The sequence below is a fragment of the Mycobacterium sp. RTGN6 genome (genome assembly GCF_033804605.1).
Lineage (GTDB): Bacteria > Actinomycetota > Actinomycetes > Mycobacteriales > Mycobacteriaceae > Mycobacterium.
Genome location: NZ_JAPZKZ010000014.1, coordinates 197184 through 223700 on the forward strand (window position 1 = coordinate 197184; position 26517 = coordinate 223700).

Here is a 26517-nt window from a genome sequence, read left to right on the forward strand (position 1 = left end):
AGGCTGGCAGCATCGACGCCATGAGCGACGCGTTGCACGTCTACCGCTACGGCCCGCAGCGGCCAGCCCAGATACTCGCGATCCACGGCCTCACGGGCCACGGTCGACGCTGGGAGACCCTTGCGACGCGTCACCTCTCCGAGTTCTCCGTCACCGCACCCGATCTGCTCGGACACGGCCGGTCGTCGTGGGACGCACCCTGGACCATCGACGCCAACGTCGCGGCCCTGGCCGCGCTGGTGGACGCCGAGGCCGCGGGACCGGTGCTGGTGGTGGGGCATTCGTTCGGCGGCGCGATCGCGCTGAGCCTCGCGGCGGCGCGGCCCGACCTGGTCGCAGGCTTGGTATTGCTCGATCCCGCCGTTGGCCTCGACGGTCGCTGGATGCGCGAGATCGCCGACGAGATGTACGGCTCGCCGGACTACCCCGACCGCGCCGAGGCCCGCGAGGAAAAGGTGACCGGGTCGTGGGGCGAGGTCGATGAGGCCGAACTCGAAAGGGAGCTCGACGAGCACCTCGTCGCCCAGCCCAACGGGCGCGTCGGCTGGCGCATCAGCGTGCCCGCCATGCTGTCGTACTGGAGCGAGTTGACGCGGCCGATGGCGCTGCCCCGCGCCGGCACGCCGACCGCGCTGGTGCGCGCCACGCGCACTGACCCCGCGTACGTCAGCGACGAATTGCTCGCCGCGCTCGGCACCCGCGTCGGCGCGGATTTCACACTGCTGGAATGGGATTGCGACCACATGGTCCCGCTCGCCAAACCCGCCGAGACGGCGGCGTTGATCCGCAAGCTCGCGAGCTGACCATGGCCCAGGTCACCGAAGAACAGGTGGAGCACGTCCGGGAACTCGTCGCGTCGATACCGCCGGGCCGCGTGTCCACCTACGGCGACATCGCCGATGCGGCAGGGCTTTCCAGCCCGCGCATCGTCGCCTGGGTCATGCGCACCGACTCGTCGGACCTGCCGTGGCACCGGGTGATACGCGCGTCGGGCAAGCCCGCCCCACACCTGGCCACCAGGCAGCTGGAACGGCTTCGCGCCGAAGGGGTGCTCGCGAACGACGGCCGGGTCCCGCTGCGGGAAGTGCGACACCAGTTCTAGCGCGAGCGGGCTACAGCACCAACCGAACCAATGCGGCCGTGCGTGCCAAGCCCGGGAACGCCGCCGCCGTCGACCGCGGGTGCAGGGCATGCACCGCGAGCCGGAACATCAACGCGCGCAACAACATCTGCGGCCATTCGGGCAGCGTCGCCCACCGCTCCACCAACCCGTCGTCGGCCTCACCCCAGGCCAGCGCGTCGATGACCACCACCCCCGCCGCCCAGGACGCCGGGCGCCAGTAGGGCGTGACGTCGGTGATGCCGGGTGCGGCCGTGCCCGCGAACAGCACCGTGCCGTAAAGGTCGCCGTGGACCAACTGGCTGGGGCCGCGGGTGGGCCTGCGCAAGACGGCGAGTTGAGTGAGCAGCTCCACCGACCGGGCTCCGTCGGCCGAGCCTGGGGCCACCCGCGCGCCGGGCGGCAGCGCGTGCAGCGGCCGGTCCTCCCACGCCGCGCGGTCTGCGGCGATGAACACGTCGACGTCCGACCACGGCACTCCGGGCGGCTGGGTCAAGAATCTGGGTCGTTCGAGCTTCGCCGTCGCCTCGTGCAGCCTCACCGCGGCCGACACCACCTCGTCGTGTCTGGGTTCGGGGGTGCCGGTGACGAACGTGTCGGCGCGCCAGCCCGCGACCACGTACCGCCCGTCGGTGGAACGCACGGGGCGAGCCAGCCGAACGCCGTCGACGAACAACGTCTCGCGCACCTTCGCCGACCATGCGGCGCGGGCGTGGTCGGCAACCATCGCCACCACGACTTCGCCGCAGCGCCAGCCACCTTCCCAACTCGAACCGAGCGGCACCGGCCGAAGACCGGTGAGGCCGAACGCCACCAGCACATGATCAGGTGGCCGGTCGACAGTCACGAGCTCAGCCTAAGCCGTGCTCCGGCTAACAAGCCGTCAGTACATCACCATGTCGGGTTCGAGTTGTTTGGCCCACGCGACGATGCCGCCCTGCAGGTGCAGCGCGTCGGAGAACCCGGCCTTCTTCACCGCGGCGAGCGCCTCGGCGGACCGGACTCCGGTCTTGCAGTACAGCACCGGCGTGCGGTCCTGGGGCAGCTTGGCCAGTCCGTCGCCCGCCTCGAGCGCCGACTTGGGAATCAACTCCGCACCCTCGATGCGGTTGATGTCCCACTCCACCTGTTCGCGGACGTCGATCAGGGCCAGCTTGCGGCCCGAGTCGAGCATGTCGCGGAGCTCGCGCGGGGTGACCGTGGAGCCGGCGGCGGCTTCGGACGCCGCATCCGACACTGCGCCGCAGAACAATTCGTAGTCGATCAGCTCGGTGATCTTCGGCGTCTCGGGGTCCTTGCGGATCTTGATGGTGCGGTACGTCATGTCCAGCGCGTCATAGACCATCAGCCGGCCGAGCAGCGGATCGCCGATGCCGGTGAGCAACTTGATGGCCTCGGTGCCCATCACCGAAGCGATCGAGGCGCACAGGATGCCAAGCACGCCGCCCTCGGCGCACGACGGCACCATGCCGGGAGGCGGCGGTTCGGGATACAGGTCGCGGTAGTTCAGCCCGAGCCCGTCAGGTGCGTCCTCCCAGAAGACCGACACCTGGCCCTCGAAGCGGTAGATGGACCCCCACACGTACGGCTTGCCCGCGAGCACGGCGGCGTCGTTCACCAGGTAACGGGTCGCGAAGTTGTCGGTGCCGTCGAGGATCAGGTCGTACTGCTCGAAGAGCTCGATGGCGTTGTCCGGTTCGAGGCGAACCTCGTGCAGCCGGACGTCGACGAGCGGGTTGATCTCCTTGATCGAGTCACGCGCGCTCTGCGCCTTGGAGCGGCCGATGTCGGACTGGCCGTGAATGATCTGGCGCTGCAGGTTTGACTCGTCGACCACGTCGAACTCGACGATGCCGATGGTGCCCACCCCCGCTGCGGCCAGGTACAGCAGCGTTGGCGAGCCCAGCCCACCTGCGCCGATGACCAGCACGCGCGCGTTCTTGAGCCGCTTCTGCCCGTCGAGGCCGAGGTCGGGAATGATCAGATGACGGCTGTAGCGCGCGACCTCTTCGCGTGTCAGCTCGGCGGCTGGTTCGACCAGCGGCGGTAACGGCGACACCGGCTCGCTCCTTGCTTCGAATTCTGGCTGGCTTCAATCACACCAGGCACACAGATTCAACGGTAATCCTGGTGGTTACCTTCCCTGGGGTCGGCCCACCAGCGTGCGTCAGGCGATCGGGTACGGCCACGGGTTGAACCGGCAGGTCCGCCCGTCGGGCTTGACCGACTCGGGGTCGAACCTCGCATCGTCGTCGTTGTTCGTCGAGAACGTCTGCTGCATCATCACCGGCGCGAGCGCACCGTTCTCGCCGCACGGTTCGTGCCGCTGGTAGCCGATGGCGTGGCCGACTTCGTGGTTGACGAGGTACTGGCGGTAGGAACCGATGTCCCCTTGGAACGGCACCGCGCCGCGCACCCACCGTGCCTCGTTGACGAAGACCCGGGGTTGGTCGTCGAGGTAGGCCGGGTTGTAGCACGACGCCTCGATCGGGATGTCGTAGCCGCAGCCCTCTCGCACGGTCAACGGCGAGGTCAACGACACCCGGAAATCCGGCTTGCCTTGCGATTCGTCGTCGATGCGCGTGAACGCGAACTGCGGGTTGTGCGTCCAACTCTTGGGGTTGGAGAGTGTCTCGCCGACCATGCGCGCGAACGCTTCGTCGCCGCCGAACGTGTTGGTGTCGAGCCCGTCCTCCACCTCGACGGTGTAGGTGAACGACTTCACGGTGCCCTCGCCGACCTTCTGCGACGTGCCGGGCACGATGTGCCACGTCTTGGCGCCCGCCTCGGTGAAGGGCCCGCCGTCCGGGAGGATGCCGGTGGGCAGGTTGGCGTCGAACTGCGTCATGCCCTTCGGCGGGGCGCCGATGATCGAGGTGCTGCCCGGGTCGATGGTCGGCGGCCCCTGGACCGGGCCTGCCCCCTGCGCCTCGACGGGTTGCGGCGTGCTCGTGCCCGTCACGGTCTGATAGATGACGACACCGGTGATGACGGCGAGGATCGGCAGCGCGTAGGCGCGCCAGCCGTAGGTCGACACGAACCGGCCCAGCCAGGTCTGCTTGCGCCACTTCTGATGGTCGTCGCGATTGGTCCGAAGCCGACCCGCGTCCTCGGCCAACGGATCGCGTTGTGCGCGCAGCGGCTCCCGCCACTCGTTGCGCAGCACGGGCACACGACCGCCCCCGCGACGCCCCGGGTCGAAAGTCACCGAACCAGGATGGCACAGAGCGCGCCGACGGAGGCTCTGGCGCGCCACCGGGCCTGTCGTTGACGGACAGCCTCAGGTGCGAGTAGTAGTGTCGTGCCGATGAGCGAGCTGGCCAACACCGCCGAGAGGAGAGGTGCGAAGCAGTCCAACGACGCTTCCCCCAGCGGTAATCGGCGCGGCAATCGGTTGCCCCGCGACGAACGCCGTGGACAGTTGCTCATCGCAGCCAGCGAGGTATTCGTCGACCGCGGCTACCATGCCGCGGGCATGGACGAGATCGCCGATCGCGCCGGCGTCAGTAAACCGGTCCTGTACCAACACTTCTCGAGCAAGCTCGAGCTCTACCTTGCGGTGCTTCAGCGCCACGTCGACAATCTGGTCTCCGGAGTGCGCCAAGCGCTGCGCACCACCACCGACAACCGGCAGCGGTTGCGCGCGGCGGTGGGGGCGTTCTTCGACTTCATCGAGCACGACGGCCAGGGCTACCGGCTGATCTTCGAGAACGACTACGTCACCGAGCCGCAGGTCTCTGCGCAGGTGAGGGTGGCCACCGAATCCTGTACGGACGCGGTGTTCGAATTGATCAGTAGCGACTCCGGGCTAGAAGCCCACCGCGCCAGGATGATCGCCGTCGGCCTGGTGTCCACCAGCGTCGACTGTGCCCGGTACTGGCTGAACAACAATCGACCGATCTCCAAGGAGGACGCGGTCGAGGGCACGGTGCAGTTCGCCTGGGGCGGACTGTCACACGTGCCGCTTACTCGGTCGTAGCCGACGCCGCGCCGACCCCGAAGCCCACCCGCCGGCCGTCGGCCGCACCGATCTCGACGTAGGCGATGCGCGCCGTCTGCACCAGGAAGCGTCGGCCCTTCTCGTCGGTCAGTGCCAGCACGCCCGGGTCCGTGCTCAACGCGGAGGTGATCTGCTCCTCCACCTCGCTGGGCGATTGCGCGCTGTTGAACACCAGCTCGCGCGGACTGTCGGTAATGCCGATCTTGACCTCCACGCAGGACTCCTTCATTCGAATGCGTTGTCCCCAGAAGGCTAGTGGACGCACACCGCGGCGCACCGACGCGGTCGCTACGCGGATGGCGAACATCGTCGAGCGGAGTTGGAGAACCGAGTCCTGACCGTGACCAAACGGCCAGCGCGTCAACCTCATCCGTCACTTCTGCCCCGATAACATCAGGCCATTCACCAACCAATCGACCCTGGGACCGCGGCATGAACAGGCCATACCCGACCTACTCCCCCGGCACGCGACGCACGGCCGGAATCGACGACTACGCCGAGACCGACGTCATCGAGGACTACGACGGATACGACGTTGAGGACGACGTCTACGAGTACGTCGAACCGCTCGATCGACGCTGGATGTGGGTCGCCGGGGCCGCCGGAGCGGTACTGCTGGTCGCCGTGATCTGCACGGTGGTGATCCTCGGAGGCGGCGACAGCGGATCGGTGTCCGCGACCGTCAGCCCGCCCTCGGTCACCACCAGCCCCGCGGCCACCTCGCAGGCGCCGTCGCGCAACCCGTCCATGCCGGCCCCCGCGCCCACCGGCCCGTTGACGCCGGAGACCGTCACCACCGTCGCGCCGAGCCCGTCGGCCGAGGCCGCGCCGGTCCCCGAGGCCGCACCCGCGCCCGCCCCAAGCACCATCACGTACCAGGTGACCGGCAGCAGGCAACTCATCGACCTGGTCACGGTCATCTACACCGACAGCCAGGGCGCGCTGCAGACCGAAGTCAACGTCGCGCTGCCGTGGAGCAAGTCGGTGGTGCTGGATCCTGGCGTCACGCTCGGTTCGGTGACGGCGACCAGCGTGATGGGTCACCTCAACTGCGCGATCACCGACGCCGCGGGCACCGTCGTGGCAGCGCAGGCGAACAACACGCTGATCGCCAACTGCACCAAGTAGGCAGCTAGCCGAGCCCGAGTTCCTGCATGCGGGTGCTATGGGTGTGCTGAAGGCGTTCGAAGAACTCGGTCAGCCGGCCAAGCCCCTCGCCGCTCGACACGACGAGGTCGACCAGCTCGTCGCGGTCGGCGAGCACGAACTGGGCCTGCGTGATGGCCTCCCCCAACAGCCGGCGTGACCACAGCGCCAGCCGGTGACGCTGCTTGTCGCTGGCGGTCACCGCGGCCCTGACCTCGCTGACGACGAACTGCGAATGCCCCGTCTCGGACAGCACCGCCCGCACCACGTCGGCGGCCTCGTCGGGAAGGGTGTCGGCGATCTCGAGGTAGAAGTCGGCGGCCAGCGCATCACCGACGTACGTCTTCACCAAGGCCTCGAGCCATGTGCTCGGCGTCGTCAGCCGGTGGTAGTTCTCAAGTGCCGAAGCGTATTTGGTCATCGCCGGCACCACGTCGACGCCGCGCTTGTCCAACGCGTCGCGCAGCAACTCGTAGTGGCCCATCTCGGCGGCGGCCATGCTGGCCATGTTGATCCGGCCTGCCAGATTGGGCGCCATGCGCGCCTCTTCCGTCAGCCGGTAGAACGCCGCGACTTCGCCGTAGGCCAGCAACGCAAACAGCTCGGCGACGCCGGGATGGTCGGCCGACACGCCCACGACGGCGGGCTCCACAGTCCGTTCACCAGAGGCCGCAGGCTGCGTCGGAGTCATGGCCCAACTGTAGACGGCGGGCCGTGCGACACCCGTCCCACGAGGCCGACCAGCTATGATGAGCGTGGTAGTGGCTCGTCACTACCGAAGAAATGTGCGTGCACGATGTTGGTCCGCCTCCTCGAAGGCCTGGGCCCTGGTGCTTTTTCGACGAAACTCGTGCGCGCGTGACGCCAACGAGGAATGACATCGAAAGGCCATTTGGCACCGCATGACTGAAATTACGGAAACACCCACGACACCCGATACCACCTTTGCCAGTCTCGGCGTTCGCGACGAAATCGTCAGGGCGCTCCGCGAGGAGGGCATCGAACACCCCTTTGCCATCCAGGAGTTGACCCTGCCGCTCGCGCTCGCGGGCGACGACCTCATCGGTCAGGCCAGGACCGGCATGGGCAAAACCTTCGCGTTCGGCGTGCCGCTGCTGAACAAGATCACCACCGATCCGGAGCGCCCGCTCAGCGGCATTCCCCGTGCGCTCATCGTGGTGCCGACCCGCGAACTGTGCCTGCAGGTCTACGGCGACCTCGCGACCGCGGCCAAGTACCTGAGGGCCGACGTCGAGGGCCACGCCGACCGCAAGTTCACCGTGACGTCCATCTATGGCGGACGCCCGTACGAGCCCCAGATCGAGGCGCTGCAGAAGGGCGTCGACGTCGTCGTCGGCACCCCGGGCCGGCTGCTCGACCTCGCCCAGCAGGGTCACCTGCAGCTCGGCGGGCTCTCGGTGCTGGTGCTCGACGAGGCCGACGAGATGCTCGACCTGGGCTTCCTGCCCGACATCGAACGCATCCTCAAGCAGATCCCCACCGAGCGCCAGGCCATGCTCTTCTCGGCCACCATGCCGGGTCCGATCATCACGCTGGCGCGTACGTTCATGAACCAGCCGACGCACATCCGCGCCGAGGCGCCGCTATCGTCCCAGACCCACGACACGACCGAGCAGTTCGCCTACCGCGCCCACGCGCTGGACAAGGTCGAGACGGTCGCGCGCATCCTGCAGGCGAACGGGCGCGGCGCGACCATGGTCTTCACCCGCACCAAGCGCACCGCCCAGAAGGTTGCCGACGAGCTCGCCGAGCGCGGCTTCAAGGTCGGCGCCGTGCACGGTGACCTGGGCCAGGGTGCGCGTGAGAAGGCGCTCAAGGCCTTCCGCACCGGCGAGGTCGACGTGCTGGTCGCCACCGACGTCGCGGCCCGCGGCATCGACATCGACGACATCACTCACGTCATCAACTACCAGATCCCCGAGGACGAGCAGGCCTACGTGCACCGCATCGGCCGCACCGGCCGGGCGGGGAAGACGGGTATCGCCGTCACCCTGGTCGACTGGGACGAGCTGCCGCGCTGGACGATGATCGACAAGGCCCTCGGCCTGAACAATCCGGATCCCGTCGAGACGTATTCGAGCTCGCCGCACCTGTACGCCGAGCTCGACATTCCCGCCGACGCCACCGGCTCGATCGGCAAGGCGACGCGCACCACGGAGCGGCCCAAGCGGGATCGCGACGGCGACAAGCGCGAATCCTCTCGCGACGGCGACAGGCCGGCCCGCAACCGCAGCCGGACCCGCCAGCGCACCCGCGGCGGCGACGGCCAGTCGGCCACCGGTCACGTCGAGAACGGCGATGCCCCGGCGCCGTCGTCCGACTCGGACGAATCGGCCAGCCCGGCCCGCAAGCGTCGTAGGCGGCGTCGTCCCAACAGCGCTGCCACCGCCACCGGCTAGCGAGTCGATGGTCTCTCCGGAACGCCGCACCAAGGGTGACCTCGTCGCGGCTCTGGCGATCGTCGCCGTGGTCGTAGTCGCCGCCACGACGATCTGGTGGACCAGCGACGCGCGGGCCACGATCAGCCGCCCCGCCGCCAACCCGGTGCCGGCACTGAAGGCGGCGCGCGACGTTCCGGCCACGCTCAAGGAACTGTGGAACGCGCCGAGCCCGAAGACACGCAGCCCCGTCATCGCGGCGGGGAGCGTCGTCACCGGCGACGGGCGCCAGGTCGACGGCCGCGACCCCGTCACCGGCGCAGTGCTGTGGAGCTACTCCCGCGACGCCGAACTCTGCGGAGTCACCTACGTCTACCAGAACGCCGTCGCCGTCTATCCCGACGACCGCGGCTGCGGCCAAGTCAGCACCATCGACGGCAAGACCGGCCGCCGCGACGCCACCCGTTCCGCGTACGCGGACCCGCAAGTGCGGATCTCGTCGGACGGCACCACCGTGCTGTCGTGGGGCGACAGCCGACTCGAGCAGTGGCGCTCCGACATGGTCCGCATGCTCAGCTGGGGTGCGCTGGACGCCCGCATCAAGCCGAAGGTGCCCGTCCAGCCGATCTGCCGGCTGACCTCGGCGGCGGCCAGCGTGTCGGCGGTCTCGGTGATCGAGTCGTGCCCCGAGCAGACGGAGCCGCGGCTCACTCTGTTGCGGGCCGACAAGGAGGAAGACGAGCCGCTGGTCAAGTACGTCCCGCTCAAGGGCGTACCGAACGACACCGCGGTGGTCATCGCCGTCAACGGAACCACGACGGCCATCTACCGGCCGACCCCTCAGCCGACCGTCGACGTCATCGACGAGACCGGGACGGTCATTGCCAGCACGTTGATGCCCAAGCCCGCGTCGCCGCAGGCCGTGGCGACCACCACTGGCGACTACGTGACCTGGTGGACGGGCGACGGCGTCATGGTCTTCGACGCCAACGGGCTGCGCTACAAGTACACCGTCAGCCCCGTCGGCGGGCAGGCCCCGGTGGGTCCGGGCACGGTCATGGCGGGCAGGCTGCTGGTCCCGGTGACCACCGGCTACGACGTGTTCGACCCCGAGACCGGAGCCGGTGAACGCCACCTCGCACTGACCCGCCCGGCCCAGCAGAGCGCCGTGATACCCGCGACCGCGGGCGGCACCCTGCTCGAACAACGCGGCGACACGTTGGTGGCGTTGGGCCCCTGACTACACGTCGGGGGTGAACGACGGCAGCGCCTTGCCCGACTTCCAATACTTGAGCAACGCGTTGGCTAGCTCGCGATAAGCCATGGCGCCCTTGTTCTTTCGACCCGCCAGCACCGACGCGCCCGAGGCGCTCGCCTCGGCGAACCGCACGGTGCGCGGGATCGGCGGCCCCAGCACCACAAGGCCGTAACGGTCGGCGACGTCGAGCAGGACGTCCCGGCTGTGCGTGGTGCGCGAGTCATAGAGCGTGGGCAACGCACCGAGCATCACGAGGTCCGAGTTGGTGATCTGCTGCACGTCGGTGACGGTGCGCAGGAACTGCCCGACGCCGCGGTGCGCCAACGTCTCGCATTGCAACGGCACGATGACGTCGTCGGCGGCGGTGAGCCCGTTGAGCGTCAGCACCCCGAGCGAGGGTGGGCAGTCGATGATCACGACGTCGAAGCCGTCCCTCACCTTGGCCAGGGCGCGCTTGAGCGCGTACTCGCGGCCAGCCCGCATCAGCAGCATCGCCTCGGCGCCTGCCAGGTCGATGTTCGCGGGCAGCAGCGTCATGCCCTCCGCCGTCTCGACGAGCGCCGCGCCGGGCTCGACGTCGCCGAGCAACACCTCGTGGATCGACACCGCAAGCTTGTCGGGGTCCTGGCCGAGTGAGAACGTCAGACAGCCTTGGGGATCCAGGTCGACGAGCAGCACCCGTTTGCCCTTCTCCGCCATCGCCGCGCCCAACGACGCCACCGTCGTCGTCTTGGCGACCCCACCCTTTTGATTGGCGACCGCAAGTACCCGCGTCATATCTTCCCCGTCGCTCCGCTCGCCCCCGAACGTGTTCATCCTGGCACGCTCGCGAACTACCTCGCCGCCCGTGGGGCAGAATCGCTTCGGTGAGCATCACCCGGCACCGGCTCCTACTGCTCCGTCACGGCGAGACCGAGTGGTCGAAGTCCGGCAAGCACACCAGCCGGACCGATCTCGACCTCACCGACGAGGGGCGCGAACAGGCGACGTTGGCCGCGGAGGCACTCGCCGACCTACAACTGCGCGATCCCGTGGTGATCAGCAGCCCGAGGCACCGTGCGCTGGTCACGGCCGAACTGGCCGGACTGAAGGTGGACGAGGTGTCTCCACTCCTGGCCGAGTGGGACTACGGCGACTACGAGGGCACGACCACCGACGACATCCGCAAGGCGGTACCCGACTGGCTCGTCTGGACGCACGGCTGTCCTGGCGGCGAGACCGTCGCGCAGGTCAGCCAGCGGGCCGATGCGGCCATCGCAATGGCCTTGGGGCACATGACGTCACGCGACGTGATCTTCGTCGGGCATGGCCACTTCTCGCGTTCGGTGCTCACGCGCTGGATCGAGCAGCCCCTGTATGAGGGCATTCGGTTCTCCATGGCAGCAGCGTCGATCGGCATTTGCGGATTCGAGCACGGCGTCCGCCAACTGACCGCGCTCGGCCTGACCGGCCACGTCAACCCGTGTCTGCCCAGGTGATGGCCGAGCCTTCCTTCCTACTCGCCGGCCGCGACGGCGTCGTCGTCGCCCAGGGCGTGCACACCGCCTACCCGCGGCTGGCCGACGCGCGGGCGGCGCTGGCCACCGGCGAAGCCCCGATCATCCTGGGCGCCTTGCCCTTTGACGTGTCTGGCCCGACCGCGCTGATCCGACCGGAGCTGGTGCGCTTCACCGCCGCACTCCCCGACTGGCAACCGCGGCCACTGCCCAACGTTCGGATCGAGCGGATGTCGCCCACCCCCGACGAGCACCGGGCCCGCATCGCGACCGCATTGCGCGCCCTCAACGATCCGAACAGCGAGCTGCAGAAGGTGGTGCTCGCGCGGGCGCTGCACCTGCTCGCCGACGACGCGCTCGACGCCGGCACCGTCATCGGCAGACTGGCCGACGACGCCGGGGCCAACACCTTCTTCGCCGACCTGACCGCCGCGGGCGGCGAGCACACGGGCACGGCGTTGGTGGGCGCGAGCCCCGAGTTGCTCGTCGCGCGGCGCGGCGACCTCGTCACGTGCCGCCCGTTCGCGGGCTCGGCGCCACGCTCCCCTGATCCCGCGGTCGACCGGGCCAGTGGCGTTGCGCTGGCCGAGTCGGCGAAGGACCGGCACGAGCACCAACTCGTCGTCGACGAGATGCGCAAGGCGCTCGACCCGCTGTGCGTCGACCTGCAGATCGCCTCCGAACCCGAACTGAGCAGCACGTCGACGGTGTGGCACCTGTCGACGCCCATCTCCGGGAGGATCCGTGAATCATCAACCACCGCATTGGATCTCGCGGTCGCCCTGCATCCGACGCCCGCCGTCGGTGGAGTGCCGCGCGACGCGGCGGCCGCGCTCATCACCGAACTGGAGGGCGACCGCGGCTTCTACGCGGGCGCGGTGGGCTGGTGCGACGCCGCGGGCGACGGCACGTGGGTGGTGTCGATCCGGTGCGCCGTGCTTTCCGCGGACCGGCGTTCCGCGCTGGCCAGGGCAGGTGGGGGTATCGTCGCCGAATCCGATCCGGACGACGAAGTCGCCGAGACCACGACGAAGTTCCGAACCATCCTGTCTGCACTGGGAGTCGAGCAATGACTGTGAGCATCCGACTCGCCCAACCGGGCGACGAGACCGAGCTGGCGGCCATGGTGCACGAACTGGCCGCGTTCGAGCACGCCGCCGCCGAGTGCACCGTCACCGCAGAACAGTTGCGGGAGGCCTTGTTCGGCGATGCACCGAGCGTTCACGCCCACGTCGCGGAGGTGGACGGTCAACCAGCGGCGTGTGCGCTGTGGTTCCGCAACTTCTCCACCTGGGATGGCGTCGCGGGCGTCTATCTCGAGGATCTGTTCGTGCGCCCCGCCTTTCGCCGCCACGGACTGGCCAAGGCGCTGCTCGCCGCGCTCGCCCGCGAATGCACGTCCTCGGGCTACACCCGACTGACGTGGGCGGTGCTCGACTGGAACGTCAACGCGATCGCCCTTTACGACTCCGTCGGCGGCCGACCCCAGAACGAGTGGATCACCTACCGGGTGTCCGGGCCGGAGTTGTCCGCGCTCGCCGAGTACTGAGCGGCCCAGGCCAGCGCCGACGGGCTGAAGAGCAGACCGAGCACGACCAACGCGACGAGTGCGACAGGTACCCCGAACTCCCACCGCTGCGAGTCGACTGCCATGTACCACGCGACCGGCAACAGCAGCAGCTGCGCGAACACCGCGATCCCCCGGCCCCATCGGCGGCCGGTCCACAGCGCCCAGCCAGCCGCGAGCACGGCACTGCCCATGATCGCGAACCACGCCGCGGTCCCGTACCCGCTCAGCCACCGCGGGTCCTCGACACCAGCGAGGTGGCGGACCACCAGCACCAGAGCCACGGCAACAAGGACGGCCCCCTGCAGCGCCACGACGACGCCCGCCTGACGCACCGTCGCAGGGGAGGGAACGTTCACGGCATCGAGCGTAGAGCGGGCGGCTCGGCACCGCGCGCATGGTTAGGCTCTGTGGTCGTGCGCGCCGTGCTGATCGTCAACCCGAATGCGACGTCGACCACTCCGGCCGGACGCGACCTGCTCGCGCACGCGTTGGAGAGCCGCGTCGAGCTCAACGTCGTGCACACCGACCACCGCGGACACGCCATCGAGATCGGCCGCGACGCACGGCGCGACGGCATCGACGTCGTGATCGTGCATGGCGGCGACGGCACGGTCAACGAGGTGACCAACGGCATCCTCGGCGAATGCGGTTCGGGCATTCCCGCCGGACCGATGCCCGCGGTCGGAGTGGTGCCGGGCGGTTCGGCCAACGTGTTCGCCCGTGCGCTCGGCATCAGCCCGGACCCGACCGAGGCCACCAATCAGCTCATCGACCTGCTTACCGCCTACCGCAGCGGCACCCCGTGGCGTCGCATCGGGTTGATGGACTGCGGCGAGCGCTGGGCCGTCTTCACCGCGGGCATGGGCGTCGACGGCGCGGTGGTCGCCGCCGTGGAGGCGCAGCGCGAGAAGGGCCGCAAGGTCACCGCCGCGCGCTACATCCGGGTCGCGACCCGCGAGCTGCTGGCCAGCGCCCGCCGCGAGCCCACGCTGACGTTGCACCTGCCCAACCGCGAGCCGATCACCGACGTCCACTTCGCCTTCGTGTCGAATTCCAGCCCATGGACGTACGCCAACGCCAGACCCGTCTGGACGAACCCAACGACCACCTTCGAGACGGGGCTTGGCGTGTTCGCCACCACGAGCATGAACGTGTGGGCAAATCTGAGGCTGGTGCGACGCATGGTGTCGGGCAAAGCACGGATCCAAGCGCGTCACCTCATCCGCGACGACGACCTGCCGTGGCTGCAGGTGACCAGTGCCACACCGGTGGCCTGCCAGATCGACGGAGATTACGTCGGGCTGCGCGAAACCATCACGTTCAGGGCCGTTCCGGATGCGTTGGGCGTGGTGGCACCGCCCCCAAATTCTCAAGAAAAACGCGCCGACCTGTGATTTCGCTATCACTATGGCTGAATTAGGGCGCAAGTGGATTCAGTGTAGTACAACGGATTGAGGGGTCAGGTAACACGGTCCCGCAGTGAGATTGCCCACGTGTTAACGCGCCGCTATTGACATCTGTTCAGCCTGTGAAAGCATCGGATGCAACAGTGCAGAAACATTCGTGTGCACGCGTTAACAGCCGAAGAAAAGCTCGTGCGCTCTGCTGCGCACATAGTAAGGAGTAGTGACCTATGGATTGGCGCCACAAGGCGGTCTGTCGCGACGAAGATCCGGAACTGTTCTTCCCCGTGGGAAACAGCGGCCCGGCACTCGCTCAGATTGCTGACGCGAGACTGGTCTGCAACCGTTGCCCGGTGACGACTGAGTGCCTGACCTGGGCCCTCGACTCCGGCCAGGATGCCGGCGTCTGGGGCGGCATGAGTGAAGACGAGCGCCGCGCGCTGAAGCGCCGCAATGCGCGCACGAAGGCACGCACGGGCGTCTAGCTCGCAGACGAACCACGATTGACGGCCCCGGACAAACCGGGGCCGTTGGTCTGTCTGGGGTCGGGTGGGCCGCTACTGCGGCAGCCGCGTCTTGCGCCCCAGCGGGACGCGCAACACGACGTCGGTGCCGCCGCCGGGCACGTCGTGCATGCCGAGCGAGCCGTCGAGTTCGGCGGCCACCAGGGTGCGCACGATCTGCAGGCCCAGTCGGTCGGACTTCTCCAGGCTGAAGCCCTCCGGGAGACCACGGCCGTCGTCGTGCACCACGACGTCGAGCCAGCGCGCCGAACGCTCCGACCTGATGGTCACGCAGCCCTGGTCCGTCTTCGCGTCGTAGGCGTGTTCGAGGGCGTTCTGAACCAACTCGGTGATCACCATGATCAGCGCGGTGGCCCGGTCGGCGTCGAGCACGCCGAGCTCGCCATCGCGCAGGATCCGGATCGGCGTGTCCACCGACGCCACGTCGTTCATGATCGGCAGGATCCGGTCGACCACCGCGTCGAGGTTGACCTCCTCGTCGACCGACATCGACAGCGCATCGTGGACCAGCGCGATGGACGACACCCGCCGCACCGACTCGATGAGCGCCTCGCGGCCCTCGGCGTTGTTGGTGCGACGGGCCTGCAGCCGCAGCAGCGCCGCGACCGTCTGCAGGTTGTTCTTCACCCGGTGATGAATCTCACGGATGGTGGCGTCCTTCGACAGCAGCGCCCGGTCGCGGCGCTTGACCTCGGTGACGTCGCGGATCAGCACCGCCGCGCCCGCCGCCGCTCCGTGGACCACCAGCGGCAAGGTCCGCAATAGGACTGCGGCGCCGCCCGCGTCGACCTCCATGCGCATGCTCGACCCGCCGGCGAGCGAGTCCCGCACGTGGTTGGCGAGTTCCTGGGCTTCGAATGGGTCCGAGATCAGCGGGCGGGTGACCGCGACGAGGTTGTGCCCCCCGAGTTCGGCGGTGAGCCCCATCCGGTGATAGGCCGAGATGGCGTTCGGGCTGGCGAAGACGACGGCGCCGTCGACGTCGAGCCTGATGAACCCGTCGCCGACGCGGGGGCTGGAGCGTGACATCGCTAGGTCGCCGACGTTCGGGAAGGTGCCCTCGGACAGCATGTGCAACAGGTTGCGGGCGCAATCCAGGTAGGCGCGTTCGAGTGGGCTGGCCTTGCGCCGGTCGGCCAATGCGGTCTGGTGGGTCAGCACCGCGACCACCTGGTTGCCGTGCCGGACGGGAACCGCCTCGACGTTCAGCCAGCTGGTGTCGTGCGAATCACCCTGTCCCGCATCACTTTCCCGCCCGATGTGTCCGGACTCGAACGCGGACGTCACGACGGGCATGTCGGCGAGCACGTTGAGCGTGCCGACGGCGTCGGCGAGCAGCACGGTGGGTGCGGTGTTGGGTCGCACCTGCGCGACGCAGACCAGTTCACCGTCTTCGCGGCGCACCCACATCAGGTAGTCGGCGAAGGACAGATCCGCGAGCAGCTGCCACTCGCCCACCACGGCGTGCAGATGGTCGACGGCATTGCCGGGCAGCATCGTGTGCTCGGCCAGCAGATCACCGAGGGTTGACATGGCGGATCAGACTGGCGTTGGCGAGCCGGCGGCCGGCACCTAGCTGATGACCGCGATGAGGTCGCCAGCCTGGATGACGTCGCCGACGGCGACCTTGACCTCGGTGACGGTGCCAGCGACCTCGGCGAGCACCGGGATCTCCATCTTCATCGACTCCAGCAGGACGAGCGTGTCGCCCTCGCCGATCTGATCGCCCTCGCTCACCACGACCTCGAGCACACTGGCCACGATCTCGGCGCGAACGTCCTCGGCCATATTCACTCCACTCGTCGCTGTGTCGGCGTCTGCCTGCCGGAGTCCATCGAACCACACGGGACGATTTGTAATGCAGTGCCGCGACCATGAGACACTGGCAGGCAAGCTACTGATTCTTTTCGCACCCAACGGAGGACCGACCATGGCCAAGCGTGGCCGCAAGAAGCGTGACCGCAAGCACACGAAGGCCAACCACGGCAAGCGTCCCAACGCCGGCTCGAAGTCGGTGCGCTAGCCGCCCCTGATGATGGTGGTGCGGCTGATCTCGATGCGCAGCCGCGCCCGCAGGCTTTCGGGCGCCTTCTCCCCGCTGCACTTCGTGGCGATCAATGTCTTGACGCGTTCCTCGACGCCGTAGTGGCGTAGGCACGTCGGGCATTCCTCGAGGTGATGCTTGAGCTTGTCTCGCGACTCGGCCGAGCACTCGCCGTCGAGCAGCGTCCATACCTCGGCGATCACCGCCGCGCATTCGGGATGGTCGGGGTCGACGGGACCTACCGGCGGGCGGAACTCGTGTTCGTCGTTGAACTGGTCGCCACTCATGACGAGACCTCCTCGGGGGCATCCGCCTGCTGGCCCCGCAGGAAGCCGCGCTCTCGAGCGACGCCGCCCAACAGTTCGCGAAGTTGTTTGCGTCCGCGGTGCAACCGGGACATCACCGTCCCAATCGGGGTGTCCATGATCTCGGCGATCTCCTTGTACGGGAAGCCTTCGACGTCGGCGTAGTACACCGCCATCCGGAAGTCCTCAGGCAGCGCCTGCAGCGCCGCCTTGATCTCGGTGTCGGGCAACGCCTCCAACGCCTCGACCTCGGCTGAACGCAGCCCCGTCGAGGTGTGCTCGGCGTTGGCTGCCAACTGCCAGTCGGTGATTTCCTCAGTCGGATACTCGGCGGGCTGACGTTGCTTCTTGCGGTAGCTGTTGATGTAGGTGTTGGTCAGAATGCGGTACAGCCAGGCCTTGAGGTTGGTGCCCTCACGGAACGAGCGGAAGCCCGAGTAGGCCTTGACCATGGTCTCCTGGACGAGGTCCTCGGCATCGGCCGGATTGCGCGTCATCCGAAGGGCGCCGCCGTACAACTGGTCGATCAGCGGGATGGCGTCACGCTCGAACCGCGCCGTGAGCTCGGCGTCGGTTTCCGGGCGCTCGTCTCCAGGCGCGGCGGGCGCTGACCCGTCGACGTCGGTCATCTGGCTCGACACCGTCCCTTCGGCTGCGGTACCGGCGAACACGTCCAACACGATCACCGGACGTTCCAAGCTCACCGTGGGCACCAAGGTCCCCTTCCTGATCCTAGAGGTTGGGACCGACGAGTTCGCCGGCCCGCTCTGACTGCCTCCAACAACAGCGTGTGCTGGGGCCCTTGTTCCCGCTCCGCTCTAGGGTTACTCCGATGGCACGTGCAGCAACGCCCGCGATCGCGGCCCTCGTCGCCGCCGGTGTCCCGCACGACGTGCTGCAGTACCACCACGACCCGCGCGCCGAATCGTTCGGTGATGAGGCGGTCACCGAACTGGCCTCCGCCGTGGGCATGGCCGCCGAGCAGATCTTCAAGACGCTGGTCATCGCGCTGCCAAGGGGGTTGGCCGTCGCGGTGGTGCCGGTGCCCGCGAAGCTGTCGCTCAAGGCGGCTGCCGCCGCGCTGGGCGTACCGAAGGCGGCCATGGCAGAGCGTGCCGCGGCCGAGCGGTCGACGGGCTACGTGATCGGCGGCATTTCGCCGCTGGGCCAGCGCAAGCCGTTGCCGACGGTCGTCGACGCGTCGGCGCTGGCGTGGGACCGGGTGCTGTGCAGCGCGGGCAAGCGCGGCTGGGACGTCGCGCTTGCTCCCGCCGACCTGGTGAGGCTCACCAACGCCGTGACCGCGGAGATCGTCGCATCGTAGGGTGAGCCCATGTCGCTCTCCGGGAAGACCATGTTCATCTCCGGCGCGAGCCGGGGCATCGGCCTCGCGATCGCCAAGCGCGTCGCCGCCGACGGGGCCAACATCGCGCTGGTCGCCAAGACCGCCGAACCTCACCCCAAGTTGCCCGGCACCATCTACACCGCGGCCAAGGAGATCGAGGAGGTCGGTGGGCAGGCATTGCCGATCGTCGGCGACGTCCGCGACGGCGACTCGGTGGCCAGCGCGGTCGCCAAGGCGGTCGAGCAGTTCGGCGGCATCGACATGTGCGTCAACAACGCCTCGGCGATCAACCTCGGCTCCATCGAGGACGTGCCGCTCAAGCGCTTCGACCTGATGAACGGAATCCAGGTGCGCGGCACCTACGCGGTGTCGCAGGCGTGCATCCCCCACATGAAGGGGCGCGACAACCCGCACATCTTGACGCTGTCCCCGCCGATCCTGCTCGAGTCGAAATGGCTGAAGCCCACGCCGTACATGATGGCGAAGTTCGGGATGACGTTGTGCGCCTTGGGCATTGCCGAGGAACTGCGGGCCGAGGGCATCGCCTCCAACACGTTGTGGCCGCGCACCATGGTCGCCACCGCCGCGGTGCAGAACCTGCTCGGCGGCGAGGAATCGATGGCCCGCTCACGCAAACCCGAGGTGTACTCCGACGCCGCGTACGCCGTGCTGACCAAGCCCTCGAGTTACACCGGCAACACCCTGCTGTGCGAGGACGTGCTGCTGGAATCGGGCGTCACCGATCTATCGGCCTACGACTGCATCCCGGGATCAGACCTCGGTGTGGACTTCTGGGTCGAGAGCGCCAACCCGCCGGGCTACACCCCGGTGTAGCGCACCTGGTGCGAGAGGGTCGCGGTGAACACGACCGGCGAGCGAAAAGCCAAGGGCCACCTGGCCCGGGGTCGAGCTGCCTACCGGCGGCGGGCCTGGCTGGACGCCTTCGCGGAGTTGTCGGCGTCTGACCAAGATCGGCCGCTCGCCGCCGACGATCTCGAGCGGATGGCTCAGTCCGCCTACCTGACGAACCGCGATGACGAGGCCATCCGCACGCTGGAGCGCGCCTACACCCGATACCTCGACGCCGGCGAGGCGGTAAGCGCTGCGCGCTGCACGTTTTGGATCAGTCTGGGTCTGCTGAACTGCGGTGAGCCGGCCAGGGCCAACGGATGGGTCGCAAGAGGAAACCGGTTGCTCGGTCGCCGCGGTGACTGTGTCGAGAGCGGATACCTGCTGGTGCCCGCGGTGCTTGCGCACATGGGCGCGGGCGGCGACCTGGAGGCCGCGTTGGACGACGCCGCGGTCATCGCAGAGATCGGCGAACAGTTCGGCGACGTCGACCTGGTCTCGTTCGCGATGCACGCCCAGGGCCGGGTGAGCATCAAGCAGGGCGGCGTTACACAGGGCATCGCGCTTCTGGACGAAGCGATGGTCGCCGTGGTCGCCGGCGACCTGGCGTCACCGCTGTTCACCGGACTGATCTACTGCCAGGCGATCGACGCCTGCGAGGAAGTGTTCGACGCCCGACGGGCCCAGGAATGGACGGACGCACTTGGCCGCTGGTGTGATTCGGAATCCCAGATGGTCACCTTCACTGGCATCTGCCTGGTGCACCGCGCGGGTGTGCTTCAGCTCCACGGCGCGTGGCCGGCCGCAATCGAGGAAGCCCGCCGTGCCTGCGATCGCTTGATGCCCGGGGAGCCTGCTACGGGTGCCGGCCGATACCGACAGGCCGAGATCTACCGGCTGCGCGGGGAGTTCGTCCAGGCCGAGCAGGCCTACCGCGACGCATATGACATGGGTTGGCAGCCGCAACCGGGCCTGGCACTTTTGTGGCTCGCCCAGGGGCGCACCGACGCAGCGGCAGCGGCTATCCGGCGGATGCTCGCCGAAACCATTGACCGCGGCAGGCGAGCGAGGCTGCTCCCGGCGTATGTCGAGATACTGCTCTCGGCTGGTGATGTCCCGGAGGCGCGAGCGGGGGCCCATGAGCTGGCAACGATCGCGGCGGATTATGGCCGCGACGTGCTGACCGCGATGGCGGCCCAAGCCCTCGGCGCAGTCGAGCTGGCCGAAAACAATGCCGGCGCAGCATTGATCGCGTTGCGTGAGGCCTGCCAAGCCTGGCAAGACGTCGAGGCGCCCTACGAGGTGGCGCAGGTGCGCACGATGCTCGGGCGCGCGTGCCGGGAGCTCGGCGACGAGGATTCGGCGGCGTGGGAGTTGGCGGCCGCCCGCGACGTATTCGACCGGCTGGGCGCGAATCCCGAAGTCACACGGCTGGACGCGCTCATCGAGGTGAAGCTCCGGGGAGGCGCCCGCGGGCTGACCCCACGTGAACTGCAGGTGCTGCGCCTGGTCGCCGAAGGCAGCTCGAACAAGCTCATCGCCGAGCAGATCGGGCTCAGCGAGCGAACCATCGATCGGCATGTCAGCAATATTCTGACGAAGCTCGATGTGTCATCCCGGACCGCGGCCACCGCCTTCGCCTACGCGCACAACCTCGTCTGAAGGTCGTGTGGGTGAAACCACCCACCAGCCGCCGCGCCCGATTTGGGTGGTCGCGCCGATGCGGGCGCAAACAGTCGCGTGGTCACCTTCTAGATACGCGACAACAGGAGAGGATCGCGACATGACCACCACCGCGGCCACCACAGCCGGGGACGTCCTGGCTGCCGTACGACATCTCGCGCCGACGATCAGCGGCCGGGCACCCGAGATCGAGCGGGCCCGCCGACTGCCCGCCGACCTGCTCCGCGAGCTCAAGGACGCGGGGTGTTTGCGGATGCTCCTCCCGCCCAGTCACGGCGGATTGGGGGTCGAGTTCCCCGACGCGATGCGGGTGTACGAGGCGGTCAGTCGGGCGGATGCGTCAGTTGGCTGGACGGTGATGATCGGCTCTGGCTCGTGGTACGACTTTGCCGGGCTGCCAAGGGAGACGTTCGACGCCATCTTCACCGACGGCTCAGATGTGATCGTCGGAGGGGTAATCGGGCCGGGCGGCTCGGCTGACCGCATCGACGGTGGCTACCGGGTGAACGGGCGGTGGGGGTTCGCCAGTGGCTGCGAGCACTGCGGCTGGCTGTTCGGCAACTGTTTCGAAGATGTCGGCGGCGAACAGCGAATGCTGACAGTGGTTTTCGCCGCCTCGGAGGTGGAGCTCGAGGACACCTGGAAAGTGTCCGGGTTGTGCGGCACCGGCAGCCACCACTTCACCGCCAATGAGGTCTTCGTACCGGCCGAACGCGCGTTCCCCACGCTGGAGGCCGAGCCGTGCCTAGACGAGCCGCTGGTGCGAATCCCGCCGCCGACGCTGTTCGCGCTGGCCATCTCCAGTGCGGCGCTCGGTGTGGCCCATGGTGCGATGGACGACATCCTCGCCCTGGCCACAGGCAAGATCCCGCTCTTCGCTCCCACCCCGCTGGCGACCAACCCGCTGTTCCAGCATCAGCTGGCCAACGCCGACACCGAACTGCGCGCGGCCGACGGTCTCGTGTACGAGGCAGCCGACTCGGCCTGGGCGGCGGCTGTCGGCCGGTCGCCGTTCAGTCTTGAAATGCGCGCGCGGATCCGTTCGACGGCGGCGTGGGCGACGGCCCGGGCGGCAGCCGTGGTCGATTTCGCCTACCAAGCCGGCGGAGGCAGCTCCATCTACGCTCATAGCCCGCTGCAGCGCCGGCTGCGCGACATTCACGCCATCACCCAGCATTTCCTGATCAGGCCGGACACGCTGACCACAGCCGGAGCCGTTCTCGCAGGGCAGGACATCGACGTAGTCGTGTTCTGACGCGACCGCCGGCTACAGCAGCGTCGCCTGCTCGGCCTCCGGCTCCGCGGGCTCGATGAGCTCCGGGCCGTTGTTGCGCACGCTGTTCACCAAGCGCGATACCTCCCGGATCTCGATGCGATCAAGGTCGCCGTGACCGCGCAGCAATCCTTCGTCAATCGGCGCGTCGGGGTCGAGCCAACGGTCCCAGTCAGCTTCGCTGATGGTCAGCGGCATCCGATCGTGGATCTCGGCGAGCGGGCCCGCCGAGTCGGTGGTGATGATGGTGCAGCTCAGCAACGGCGCCGTGTCCTTCGGACTGTCCTTCGGCCGCCACGTCGACCACAACCCCGCCATGTACAGCAGTTCACCGTCGGCGCCGTACATATAGAACGGCGTCTTGGCCCCCTTCTCGCCACGCCACTCGTACCAGCCGTCCATCGGCACCAGGCACCGCTTGCCCTTGGCGGAGTTGCGAAATGCGCCCGACGTGGTGACCGTCTCGGCGCGGGCGTTGATCAGCAGCGGGCCCTTCTTGGTGTCCGGGCCGCCGTCCTCGCCCGTCTTGACCCACGGCGGGACCAGTCCCCAGCGCATCAGCCGTACGCGCCGGGTCGACTCGTCGTCGGGCTCGGCGTGGCGCTTGACGACGGTACTGACGGTGGTGGTCGGCGCCACGTTGTAGTTCGGCTGCGGAACGTCCTTCTGGGCCGGCGTCGCCTCGTCGATGGCCTTGATCTTCTCGGCGAGCAACGCCGGGTCGGTCGTCACCGCGAATCGCCCACACATGAAGTCCATGGTTCCAGATCGGTGCGACAAGGCAGGATGGTCACCGTGAATAGCTGGCCCGCCCCATCGACCACCGCGCCCGTGCGCGCAACCGTCACGGTGCCGGGCTCGAAGTCACAGACCAACCGGGCGTTCGTACTCGCCGCGCTGGCCGCGCCCCAGGGTGCGTCGACGGTGAGCGGCGCCCTGCGCAGCCGCGACACCGACCTGATGATCGGCGCGCTGCGCAGCCTCGGCCTCGCCGTGGACGGTGACGGCGGCGACGTGACTGTCAGTGGCGCCGTCAGGCCGGCGCCAGGGGTGGTCATCGACTGCGGGCTGGCGGGCACGGTGCTGCGCTTCGTGCCGCCGATCGCCGCGCTCGGCACCGAGTTCGTCACCTTCGACGGCGACGAACAGGCCCGCGCGCGACCCATCGCTCCCCTGCTCGACGCGCTGCGGGGGCTGGGCGTCGCACTCGACGGCAACGCCTTGCCGTTCCACGTCTCGGGCACGGGTGCCGTCGCGGGCGGCGCTATAGAGATCGACGCCTCGGCGTCGTCCCAGTTCGTCTCGGGGCTGCTGCTTTCCGGCGCGACGTTCACCGACGGACTGACCGTGATCCACACCGGCACGGCGGTTCCCTCGGCACCGCACGTCGCGATGACGGTCGCGATGTTGCGCGACGCGGGCGTCACCGTCGACGACGCGACGGCCAACCGGTGGCGCGTCGAACCGAGTCCGATCGCGGCACGTCACTGGGCCATCGAACCCGACCTGTCCAACGCGGTCCCGTTCCTCGCCGCGGCGATCGTCACCGGCGGCCAGGTGCGGGTGACGGGGTGGCCGGCCGTCAGTGTGCAACCGTCCGACGTGATCGTCGAGCTGCTCGGTGCAGTCGGAGCCGTTGTCCGCCATATGGATTCACATCTCGAGGTGACGGGTCCGGACTCGTACCCGGGATTCGACGCCGATCTGCACGACGTCGGGGAACTCGCTCCCTCGGTCGCGGCGTTGGCGGCGCTCGCGGCGCCGGGGTCGGTGTCGCGGCTGAGCGGAATCGCACACCTGCGCGGCCACGAGACCGACCGGCTCGCGGCGCTGACCGCGGAGCTCAACGGGCTCGGCGGACAGTGCGAGGAGACCGACGACGGGCTCGTCATCACCGCGCGGCCGCTTCACTCGGGGGTATGGCGCTCATACGCCGACCACCGGATGGCGACGGCGGGCGCGATCGTCGGGCTGCGCGTGCCGGGCGTCGAGGTCGAGGACATCGGCACCACCGCCAAGACGCTCCCCGACTTTCCGGGGATGTGGGCGGACATGCTGACCGGGCAGGTTGCCGGTTCACTCCCTTGAGCGCCCGCGAGTACGACGAGTCCGACGTCCGGGTGCGCCCGGGCAAGCGCTCGCGGCCGCGGACGAAGACCCGACCCGAGCACTCCGACGCCCTCGACGCGATGGTGGTCACCGTGGACCGCGGCCGCTGGGGCTGCGCGCTCGGCGGCGACCCCGAGCGGATCGTGGTGGCGATGCGCGCCCGCGAACTCGGCCGCACTCCGATAGTCGTCGGCGACGACGTGGACATCGTCGGCGACCTCTCGGGCAAGCCCGACTCGCTGGCCCGCATCGTGCGCCGCGGCCCACGCCGAACGGTGTTGCGCCGCACCGCCGATGACACCGACCCGACCGAGCGCGTCCTCGTCGCCAACGCCGATCAGCTGTTGATCGTGGTGGCCCTGGCCGATCCTCCGCCGCGCACCGGTTTCGTCGAACGGTCGCTGATCGCCGCCTATACGGGCGGGCTGACGCCGATCCTGTGCCTGACCAAGTCGGACCTCGCGCCGCCCGAACCCTTCGCGGCGCAGTTCGCGGGCCTGGACCTGCAGGTCGTGACCGCGGGCCGCAACGACGAACTGGACACGGTCGACCGACTGCTCGAGGGCAAGTCGACGGTGCTGGTCGGCCACTCCGGGGTCGGCAAGTCGACGATGGTCAACCGGCTGGTGCCCGACGCCCACCGCGCGGTCGGGGTGGTGTCCGGCGTCGGCAAGGGCAAGCACACCTCGTCACAGTCGGTGGCCCTGCCGCTGCACGGTTCGGGTTGGGTGATCGACACACCGGGCATTCGGTCGTTCGGCTTGGCCCACATCGCGCCCAAGGACGTGATGCTGGCGTTCTCGGATCTCGCCGAGGCCATCGAGAACTGCCCCAGGGGGTGCGGCCACATGGGTCCACCCGCAGATCCGGAGTGCGTCTTGGACACCATGTCGGGCCACGCCGCCGACCGCGTGGCTGCCGCCCGCCGGCTGCTGACGGCGATGAGCGAGGACTAACCCAATCGTGCGACGCCGAGGCGGACGGGGCAGGCTAGGGCGATGAGCAACGTACCAACCATTGAACTCAACGACGGCCACCGCATCCCGCAGCTGGGGTTCGGGGTGTTCCAGATCAAACCCGACGAGACCGCGACGGCGGTGAAGACCGCGCTCGACATCGGATACCGGCATATCGACACCGCCGAGATGTACCAGAACGAGAAGGGCGTCGGGCAGGGCATTCGGGACGCAGGGGTCGACCGCGCCGACGTCTACGTCACCAGCAAGTTGAACAACGGCTTTCACGAACCCGACGACGCGCGACGAGCCTTCGATCAGACGTTGGAGTTGCTGGGCTTCGACTACGTCGACCTGTTCCTCATCCACTGGCCGCTGCCGACGCTGTACGGCGGTGACTACCCATCGACGTGGCGCGTGCTCGAGGAGTTCAAGGCGGACGGCCGCGCCCGCAGCATCGGGGTGTCGAACTTCCAGATCGCGCATCTCGAGCGATTGGCCAGCGAGACGAACACCGTGCCCGCGGTGAATCAGATCGAGGCGCACCCGTACTTCACCAACGACGAGCTCCGCGGCTACGGCGCCAAGCATGGCATCGCCACCGAACCGTGGTCGCCGATCGCGCAGGGCAAGGTGCTCGACGACCCCGTGATCACCGGCATCGCCGAGACCGTCGGCCGCTCGCCGGCCCAGGTGGTGCTGCGGTGGCACGTTCAGCGCGGCGACATCGTCTTCCCGAAATCGGTGACGCCGCAGCGGATCAAGGAGAACCTCGAGCTCTTCGACTTCGAGCTCAGCGCGGCGGACGTCGACGCGTTGACCGCGCTGGATCAGGGTGAGCCGGGCCGCATCGGGCCGAACCCCGACACGATGGACTACGTGCCGAAGTAGCCGCATTGAAATAGCGCTCAGGGCGAGGAAGTGCGCTTGAACTCAAGTGATCGCTGCAACACCTGAATTGTTTTGGGGTGTTGTTCGATGGGGTTTCGCAAGCATGGCTGCAATCAGGTGCCGGAGTCGGCGCGTGAGGATTTTCT

Annotated in this window: 31 protein-coding genes; 19 read left to right on the top strand and 12 right to left on the bottom strand. The window is 68.4% G+C overall.

Going from position 1 to position 26517, the window contains the following annotated elements; genetic code table 11:
- Positions 1-20 precede the first annotated feature (20 nt).
- Positions 21-803: an alpha/beta hydrolase gene (locus SLQ33_RS29720; RefSeq protein WP_319457506.1), complete on the top strand. Its 783-nt coding sequence runs from the start codon at positions 21-23 to the stop codon at positions 801-803.
- A 2-nt stretch (positions 804-805) separates the two neighbouring features.
- The gene (locus SLQ33_RS29725; RefSeq protein WP_319457507.1) at positions 806-1102 is read left to right on the top strand and encodes an MGMT family protein; all 297 of its coding nucleotides are present in this window, start codon (positions 806-808) and stop codon (positions 1100-1102) included.
- A gap of 10 nt (positions 1103-1112) precedes the next feature.
- On the opposite strand, the gene SLQ33_RS29730 is transcribed toward SLQ33_RS29725, so the two are convergent.
- The 3 genes from SLQ33_RS29730 to SLQ33_RS29740 all read right to left on the bottom strand — a co-directional run bounded on the left by SLQ33_RS29730 (position 1113) and on the right by SLQ33_RS29740 (position 4328).
- Positions 1113-1967 (bottom strand): TIGR02569 family protein, encoded by an 855-nt coding sequence (locus tag SLQ33_RS29730; RefSeq protein WP_319457508.1) that lies wholly within the window; start codon positions 1965-1967, stop codon positions 1113-1115.
- 36 nt (positions 1968-2003) lie between these two features.
- Positions 2004-3179, bottom strand: a complete 1176-nt coding sequence (moeZ, locus tag SLQ33_RS29735; protein ID WP_319457509.1) for an adenylyltransferase/sulfurtransferase MoeZ — start codon at positions 3177-3179, stop codon at positions 2004-2006.
- A 108-nt stretch (positions 3180-3287) separates the two neighbouring features.
- Positions 3288-4328 carry a DUF3152 domain-containing protein gene (locus tag SLQ33_RS29740; protein ID WP_319457510.1) on the bottom strand — a complete coding sequence of 347 codons (1041 nt, stop codon included), beginning with the start codon at positions 4326-4328 and terminating at the stop codon, positions 3288-3290.
- Positions 4329-4427: 99 nt separating this feature from the next.
- Between SLQ33_RS29740 and SLQ33_RS29745 the strand changes: the two genes are divergently transcribed.
- Complete coding sequence (locus tag SLQ33_RS29745) at positions 4428-5099, top strand: TetR/AcrR family transcriptional regulator (protein ID WP_319457511.1); 672 nt, start codon at positions 4428-4430, stop codon at positions 5097-5099.
- Here SLQ33_RS29745 and SLQ33_RS29750 read toward each other — a convergent pair.
- Positions 5086-5334, bottom strand: coding sequence for a DUF3107 domain-containing protein (locus SLQ33_RS29750; RefSeq protein ID WP_319457512.1), 249 nt, complete (start codon positions 5332-5334; stop codon positions 5086-5088). The two genes, SLQ33_RS29745 and SLQ33_RS29750, sit on opposite strands and share 14 nt — an antisense overlap.
- Before the next feature lie 218 nt (positions 5335-5552).
- Between SLQ33_RS29750 and SLQ33_RS29755 the strand changes: the two genes are divergently transcribed.
- Complete coding sequence (locus SLQ33_RS29755) at positions 5553-6248, top strand: hypothetical protein (RefSeq protein ID WP_319457513.1); 696 nt, start codon at positions 5553-5555, stop codon at positions 6246-6248.
- Positions 6249-6252: 4 nt separating this feature from the next.
- Here the strand turns inward: SLQ33_RS29755 and SLQ33_RS29760 are convergent, their stop codons facing one another.
- A complete protein-coding gene (locus tag SLQ33_RS29760; RefSeq protein WP_319457514.1) occupies positions 6253-6957 on the bottom strand; it encodes a ferritin-like fold-containing protein in 705 nt (234 codons plus the stop codon).
- 211 nt (positions 6958-7168) lie between these two features.
- Here SLQ33_RS29760 and SLQ33_RS29765 point away from each other — a divergent pair, with 211 nt between their 5' ends.
- Positions 7169-8686: a DEAD/DEAH box helicase gene (locus SLQ33_RS29765; RefSeq protein ID WP_319457515.1), complete on the top strand. Its 1518-nt coding sequence runs from the start codon at positions 7169-7171 to the stop codon at positions 8684-8686.
- A gap of 7 nt (positions 8687-8693) precedes the next feature.
- Positions 8694-9905 carry a PQQ-binding-like beta-propeller repeat protein gene (locus SLQ33_RS29770; protein ID WP_319457516.1) on the top strand — a complete coding sequence of 404 codons (1212 nt, stop codon included), beginning with the start codon at positions 8694-8696 and terminating at the stop codon, positions 9903-9905.
- Here the strand turns inward: SLQ33_RS29770 and SLQ33_RS29775 are convergent, their stop codons facing one another.
- Entirely contained in the window at positions 9906-10700 is a 795-nt protein-coding gene (locus SLQ33_RS29775) for an AAA family ATPase (protein ID WP_319457542.1), read from the bottom strand. It abuts the gene before it with no gap.
- Between the two features lie 89 nt (positions 10701-10789).
- Here SLQ33_RS29775 and SLQ33_RS29780 point away from each other — a divergent pair, with 89 nt between their 5' ends.
- From SLQ33_RS29780 to SLQ33_RS29790, 3 genes are read left to right on the top strand one after another with little or no spacing between them, the layout of a single operon-like run.
- Positions 10790-11401: an acid phosphatase gene (locus tag SLQ33_RS29780; RefSeq protein ID WP_319457517.1), complete on the top strand. Its 612-nt coding sequence runs from the start codon at positions 10790-10792 to the stop codon at positions 11399-11401.
- Complete coding sequence (locus SLQ33_RS29785; protein ID WP_319457543.1) at positions 11398-12492, top strand: isochorismate synthase; 1095 nt, start codon at positions 11398-11400, stop codon at positions 12490-12492. Before SLQ33_RS29780 ends, SLQ33_RS29785 begins: the two co-directional genes overlap by 4 nt.
- Positions 12489-12968 carry a GNAT family N-acetyltransferase gene (locus tag SLQ33_RS29790; protein ID WP_319457518.1) on the top strand — a complete coding sequence of 160 codons (480 nt, stop codon included), beginning with the start codon at positions 12489-12491 and terminating at the stop codon, positions 12966-12968. The genes SLQ33_RS29785 and SLQ33_RS29790 overlap by 4 nt, the downstream gene beginning before the upstream one ends.
- Here the strand turns inward: SLQ33_RS29790 and SLQ33_RS29795 are convergent.
- Positions 12923-13345 carry a hypothetical protein gene (locus tag SLQ33_RS29795; RefSeq protein WP_319457519.1) on the bottom strand — a complete coding sequence of 141 codons (423 nt, stop codon included), beginning with the start codon at positions 13343-13345 and terminating at the stop codon, positions 12923-12925. The two genes, SLQ33_RS29790 and SLQ33_RS29795, sit on opposite strands and share 46 nt — an antisense overlap.
- Before the next feature lie 57 nt (positions 13346-13402).
- On the opposite strand from SLQ33_RS29795, the gene SLQ33_RS29800 reads away from it, so the two are divergent.
- On the top strand, positions 13403-14383 hold the full coding sequence (locus tag SLQ33_RS29800) for a diacylglycerol kinase family lipid kinase (protein WP_319457520.1): 981 nt from the start codon (positions 13403-13405) through the stop codon (positions 14381-14383).
- Positions 14384-14622: 239 nt separating this feature from the next.
- Entirely contained in the window at positions 14623-14877 is a 255-nt protein-coding gene (gene whiB1 / locus SLQ33_RS29805) for a transcriptional regulator WhiB1 (protein WP_319446023.1), read from the top strand.
- A gap of 72 nt (positions 14878-14949) precedes the next feature.
- Here the strand turns inward: whiB1 and SLQ33_RS29810 are convergent, their stop codons facing one another.
- Both SLQ33_RS29810 and SLQ33_RS29815 read right to left on the bottom strand, forming a co-directional pair.
- Positions 14950-16449, bottom strand: coding sequence for a sensor histidine kinase (locus SLQ33_RS29810; protein ID WP_319457521.1), 1500 nt, complete (start codon positions 16447-16449; stop codon positions 14950-14952).
- A 39-nt stretch (positions 16450-16488) separates the two neighbouring features.
- Positions 16489-16704 carry a biotin/lipoyl-binding carrier protein gene (locus SLQ33_RS29815; protein WP_319457522.1) on the bottom strand — a complete coding sequence of 72 codons (216 nt, stop codon included), beginning with the start codon at positions 16702-16704 and terminating at the stop codon, positions 16489-16491.
- Between the two features lie 142 nt (positions 16705-16846).
- Here SLQ33_RS29815 and SLQ33_RS33655 point away from each other — a divergent pair, with 142 nt between their 5' ends.
- A complete protein-coding gene (locus tag SLQ33_RS33655) occupies positions 16847-16939 on the top strand; it encodes a 50S ribosomal protein bL37 (protein ID WP_090355725.1) in 93 nt (30 codons plus the stop codon).
- Here the strand turns inward: SLQ33_RS33655 and rsrA are convergent.
- Both rsrA and SLQ33_RS29825 read right to left on the bottom strand, forming a co-directional pair.
- Positions 16936-17247, bottom strand: coding sequence for a mycothiol system anti-sigma-R factor (gene rsrA / locus SLQ33_RS29820; RefSeq protein WP_319457523.1), 312 nt, complete (start codon positions 17245-17247; stop codon positions 16936-16938). The genes SLQ33_RS33655 and rsrA overlap by 4 nt on opposite strands.
- Complete coding sequence (locus tag SLQ33_RS29825; RefSeq protein ID WP_319457544.1) at positions 17244-17894, bottom strand: sigma-70 family RNA polymerase sigma factor; 651 nt, start codon at positions 17892-17894, stop codon at positions 17244-17246. Before SLQ33_RS29825 ends, rsrA begins: the two co-directional genes overlap by 4 nt.
- Positions 17895-18097: 203 nt before the next feature.
- Here SLQ33_RS29825 and SLQ33_RS29830 point away from each other — a divergent pair, with 203 nt between their 5' ends.
- The 4 genes from SLQ33_RS29830 to SLQ33_RS29845 all read left to right on the top strand — a co-directional run bounded on the left by SLQ33_RS29830 (position 18098) and on the right by SLQ33_RS29845 (position 22397).
- Complete coding sequence (locus SLQ33_RS29830; RefSeq protein WP_319457524.1) at positions 18098-18589, top strand: YbaK/EbsC family protein; 492 nt, start codon at positions 18098-18100, stop codon at positions 18587-18589.
- Positions 18590-18598: 9 nt separating this feature from the next.
- A complete protein-coding gene (locus SLQ33_RS29835; protein ID WP_319457525.1) occupies positions 18599-19444 on the top strand; it encodes an NAD(P)-dependent oxidoreductase in 846 nt (281 codons plus the stop codon).
- A 24-nt stretch (positions 19445-19468) separates the two neighbouring features.
- Positions 19469-21121: a LuxR C-terminal-related transcriptional regulator gene (locus tag SLQ33_RS29840; RefSeq protein ID WP_319457526.1), complete on the top strand. Its 1653-nt coding sequence runs from the start codon at positions 19469-19471 to the stop codon at positions 21119-21121.
- Positions 21122-21242: 121 nt separating this feature from the next.
- Positions 21243-22397: an acyl-CoA dehydrogenase family protein gene (locus SLQ33_RS29845; protein WP_319457527.1), complete on the top strand. Its 1155-nt coding sequence runs from the start codon at positions 21243-21245 to the stop codon at positions 22395-22397.
- 12 nt (positions 22398-22409) lie between these two features.
- Here the strand turns inward: SLQ33_RS29845 and SLQ33_RS29850 are convergent, their stop codons facing one another.
- Positions 22410-23165: an SOS response-associated peptidase gene (locus SLQ33_RS29850; RefSeq protein ID WP_319457528.1), complete on the bottom strand. Its 756-nt coding sequence runs from the start codon at positions 23163-23165 to the stop codon at positions 22410-22412.
- 36 nt (positions 23166-23201) lie between these two features.
- Here SLQ33_RS29850 and aroA point away from each other — a divergent pair, with 36 nt between their 5' ends.
- The 3 genes from aroA to SLQ33_RS29865 are packed head-to-tail and all read left to right on the top strand — an operon-like array spanning position 23202 to position 26371.
- On the top strand, positions 23202-24503 hold the full coding sequence (gene aroA / locus SLQ33_RS29855) for a 3-phosphoshikimate 1-carboxyvinyltransferase (protein WP_319457545.1): 1302 nt from the start codon (positions 23202-23204) through the stop codon (positions 24501-24503).
- Positions 24500-25480: a ribosome small subunit-dependent GTPase A gene (gene rsgA / locus SLQ33_RS29860; protein WP_319457529.1), complete on the top strand. Its 981-nt coding sequence runs from the start codon at positions 24500-24502 to the stop codon at positions 25478-25480. The genes aroA and rsgA overlap by 4 nt, the downstream gene beginning before the upstream one ends.
- 42 nt (positions 25481-25522) lie before the next feature.
- Positions 25523-26371 carry an aldo/keto reductase gene (locus tag SLQ33_RS29865; RefSeq protein ID WP_319457530.1) on the top strand — a complete coding sequence of 283 codons (849 nt, stop codon included), beginning with the start codon at positions 25523-25525 and terminating at the stop codon, positions 26369-26371.
- Positions 26372-26517 lie beyond the last annotated feature (146 nt).